Consider the following 4,095-nt stretch of genomic DNA (forward strand, 5'->3'; position numbering starts at 1 on the left):
TGGGGTCAGGGGGGCGGGGTGGGGCCCAGGAGGACGGCGCGGTCCTCGGCGGTGAGCTCGACGGGCGTCCCCCCGGTGACCAGCGCGGAGAAGCCCCCGTCGTTCGCCATCACGGTGATCGTGTAGAGCCGGTCGGTCGCCGAGGTGTTGAAGATGCGGTGCTCCGACCCGGGCTGCAGCACTAGGACGTCCCCCGGCCCCAGCTCGACGGTCTCGTCGTCCGAGTGGGCCTGGGCCTGACCGGACAGGACGATGAACACCTCGGCGGACTCCTCGTGGGAGTTGACCGGTTGCGCCCCGCCGGGCTCCCAGATCTCCAGGAACACCGACGCGTTCGTGCCGTGCGCCGGTCCGGCGAGCTCGGCGAGCCTGACGGTGTCCTCCGGTGAGATCAGGTAGGCGGGCAGGTCGCTGAGACGACGGACGACGGGTGGTGCTCCACTCATGGCTTCTCCTCGTGCTGGAACTCGACGAACGGTGCGGGGCCCGGCGCAGGCGGTTCGTCACCCGCCCGCGCCGGGCCCCGCAGGTCAGGGCAGGCCGATGGACTCGTCGATGAACTCGTTGGTCACGATGTCCTCGGCGGTGAGGTCCTGGGGGACGTCCAGACCGTTGGCGACCAGGATCGGCGTGACGGCCGCGATCAGGTCGTCCACCCGGTCCAGCTCGTGGTTGCCCAGGGTGGAGTCGTGACCGTTGTCGACGATCCCCAGGTCACGCTGCGCCTGGACCGAGTAGTCGGCCAGGCCCTCGGAGTACTGCCACCCCAGGTCGTAGGCCTCGACGGCCTCGACGATGAGGGCGTTGGCCCGCGCCGGGTCGTCCAGGAAGTCGACCTGCGCCTGCTGGACGATCGGCACGAGCCGGTCGAAGCAGTCGGCGAACTCCTCGACCCGGTCCGCCCGGGCCGACAGGGACTGCACGTAGATGCGGTACCCGGTGTTGGCGACCAGGTCGAACTCCAGCGCCCGGCCCCACTGCGGGATCTCCTGGTCGTACATGTACGGCTCGGCCGTGGCGTAACCCTGCTGGGCGGCCGTGCCGCCGTCGGCGACGAACGCACCCGGTGACCCGTCGTAGCTGGAGTCGACCTGGTCCTCGCTGAGGATCCCCTCGGCGAGCAGGTACTCCATGTACGTCAGGCCGTTGGTGTAGCGGACGGTGATGCCCGCCTCACCGACGTCCGCGATCGTCTCCAGGTCCGGGTACGTCTGCGGGTCCCACATGATGGCGGTGGGGCTGGTCTCCTTGGCGGCCAGCACCGACACGACCGGTTGGCCCTGGGCCGCGGCGGCGACCGCGTCGTCGGTGCTGATGTAGGTGAGCATCAAGGACTCGTCCGAGTACAGCTGGTTCGCGCCGGAGTCGAAGCCGATCGCCGGGCCACCGGCACGGATCTCCAGCCGCACACCGGTGTCCGCCCCGTCGGTGTCCACCAGGGTGCCGGCGATGCGCTTGAGGTCGGTGTCGATCTCTGCGTCGTCACCGAGCAGCTGGTACAGCTCCCCGTGCTCGGACTGCGGCATCCAGTCGGTCAGGGTCGTGACCGTAGACGGGCACACGTCGCCCAGGTAGGTGGGCGAGTCGGTGTCGACGTCGGTCGCGACGGTCGCCCCTTCACCATCGGGACCAGCGGCGGTGGGCTCCTCGCTCGTACAGGCAGCCAGGGTCAGGGCCAGCGAACCGGCCAGGACCGCACCGGTGGTGCGGCGGGTGTGAGCAGGCATGGGTCTCCTCCGGTAGGTGCGTTGCGTGGGGCTTGGGGGGTCGAGGGGTGTCGCTCGCCCGTCAGACGAGGGAGCGTCCGGTCGCGTGCCAGGAGCCGACGATGCGGCGCCCGAGCCAGGTGAAGATCATGAAGACGACGACGCCGAGGACCGACGAGGCGATGATGGCCGCGAACAGCTGCTCGGACTGCAGCCGCGAGCGGTACAGGTCGATGAGCACCCCGATGCCGGGGGCGCCCTGACGGAAGTACGTGTCACCGACGATCGCGCCGATCACCGACGCCCCGGCCGAGATGCGGAAGCCGGTGAACACGCTCGGGATCGCCGCGGGGATGAGGAGCTTGGCGAAGATCGTCGACCGCGGCGCACCGTGCAGGCGGAACAGGTCAAGCTGGCCACGGTCGACGGACTGGAGGCCGAACAGGGTGTTGGCCACGATCGGGAACAGCGAGCAGATGACGCACACGATCACCCGGGCGGTCATCCCGTACCCGAACCAGAACCCCATCAGGGGCACCAGCGCCAGGATCGGGATGGCCTGGATGACGACCGCGTAGGGGAACAGCGAGCGTTCGATCCAGCGGGCCGAGGCCATGAGGATCGCGAACGTGAACCCGACCACCACGGAGATCGCCAGCCCGAGCATCGCGATCACCGTGGTGCGCCCCAGCCCTTGCATGATCTGCTGCAGGTTGGCCGGGTCGCCGAACCCCACGCGGACGACGTCGTGCGGGGGTGGCAGCAGGAACCGCCGCTCCGGTGCGAGGACCACGTAGCTGATCAGGTACCAGAGCGCCACCAGCCCCACGAACACCAGCACCGGCAGGACGACGTCCAGCACGTCCTTGCGACGTTGGGAGCGGCTGCGGGTGGGGCGCGCGCCCCGCTCGGGCACGAGCACCGGTGTGACCGGTGGGACGGTGGTGGCGGAGGCGGCCGGCACCTGGCCGGCGTCCAGGGTCGAGTGCGTCATCAGCTGGCTCCTCGCAGCATGTCCGACAGCTCGGCGCAGATCTCCGCGAACCGGGGGGTGTACCGGATCTCGGGGTCGCGCGGATAGGGGAACGGGACGTCGACCCGGCCGACGATGCGGCCCGGGCGCCCGGACATGACGGCCACCTGCGTGGACAGGAACACCGCCTCGTTGATCGAGTGGGTGATGAACAGGGCCGCGAACTCCTGCGTGGTGAACAGGGTCAGCAGCTCGCTGTTGAGGCGTTCGCGGCTGATCTCGTCCAGCGCCCCGAACGGCTCGTCGAACAGGAACAGGCTGGGCGCCAGGGTCAGGGACCGGGCCAGCGACGTGCGCATCCGCATCCCGCCGGACAGCTGGTGCGGCATGTGCTTCTCGAACCCGGACAACCCCACCAGCTCGATGGCCTCGGCGGCCCGTCGTCGGGTCTCACCCTTGCCGAGGTGGTGCAGCTCGCCGAGCAGCCGGACGTTCTGCTCGACGGTGCGCCAGGGGAGCAGGGTCGCGTCCTGGAACACGTAGGCCAGCGACCCGCGGTCGACCTCCATGACCCCGCCGGTGGGCTCCTCCAGACCGGAAGCGAGCCGCAGCAGCGTGCTCTTGCCACAGCCCGAGGGCCCGACGACGGACACGAAGTCCCCCTGGCGGATCTCCAGGTCCACACCGGTGAGCGCGACGGTGCCGTCGGCGTAGGTCTTGTCGGTACCCGCGAACCGGAGGTTGGTGGCGGGTCTGCTCCGCACAGCCGTTGCGGTCATGGGGGTGGGCCTCTCGTTCGGACCGGAGGTGATCGCTCACCGCGGACCCTGAATGTATACATCCGAGATTGGGGCGGGACAGGCCCCTGGCCTGGATGGAAACGGGGAATTTACGCGCTCGTCACACAGTCACCCGCTGTGCGAGATCACCCTTGCCAGGCAGCACGAGCGAATGTATACATTCATCGTCGACGTGCGGATCCCTGCTTGAGAGGAGGTGCCCGGTGGCCAGAACCGGACGAGGCGGCGCCTCAGAGGCCGTGGCGGAGCACGTGCCCGGCGGCGGCGTCCAGCACCCCGCGCAGCCGGCCCCCACCGGTGGGCCCACCGTCGACGCCCGGAGCGAGCTCGACCGACAGGTGCCCGGACGCCAGACCGCAGTCGACCACCTGCGACAGGCCCGACCCGCCCTCGGCCAACCGGTCCAGGAGCATCCCGACCACGCCACGCACGTCACTCACCACGGCCGCCGTGTGCTCGCCGAGGCCGGACAGGAACCCGATGGTCCGCACACCCGACCCGGCCCCGCGCGCCACCTGGCAGGCCCGCTCACCCGCCGCGTCGGCGGTGTGGGCCACCACCGCGCACCCGGCGTCCGCGAGACGCGCACCGGCCACCGCGCCCCCGTCCACGTCGT

Annotated in this window: 5 protein-coding genes; all 5 read right to left on the bottom strand. The window is 70.3% G+C overall.

What is annotated here, in order from left to right:
• Positions 1-5 precede the first annotated feature (5 nt).
• Positions 6-446 (bottom strand): cupin domain-containing protein, encoded by a 441-nt coding sequence (locus N869_RS13370; protein WP_035062401.1) that lies wholly within the window; start codon positions 444-446, stop codon positions 6-8.
• A gap of 84 nt (positions 447-530) precedes the next feature.
• Complete coding sequence (locus N869_RS13375) at positions 531-1,727, bottom strand: ABC transporter substrate-binding protein (protein ID WP_035062402.1); 1,197 nt, start codon at positions 1,725-1,727, stop codon at positions 531-533.
• A 61-nt stretch (positions 1,728-1,788) separates the two neighbouring features.
• A complete protein-coding gene (locus N869_RS13380; RefSeq protein ID WP_035062403.1) occupies positions 1,789-2,700 on the bottom strand; it encodes an ABC transporter permease in 912 nt (303 codons plus the stop codon).
• Positions 2,700-3,458 (bottom strand): ABC transporter ATP-binding protein, encoded by a 759-nt coding sequence (locus N869_RS13385; protein ID WP_035062404.1) that lies wholly within the window; start codon positions 3,456-3,458, stop codon positions 2,700-2,702. The genes N869_RS13380 and N869_RS13385 overlap by 1 nt, the downstream gene beginning before the upstream one ends.
• A 251-nt stretch (positions 3,459-3,709) precedes the next feature.
• The coding region (locus N869_RS13390; RefSeq protein WP_232229733.1) for a hypothetical protein at positions 3,710-4,095 on the bottom strand (386 nt) is incomplete at its 5' end.

Source organism: Cellulomonas bogoriensis 69B4 = DSM 16987 (genome assembly GCF_000767165.1).
Taxonomy (GTDB): Bacteria; Actinomycetota; Actinomycetes; order Actinomycetales; family Cellulomonadaceae; genus Actinotalea; species Actinotalea bogoriensis.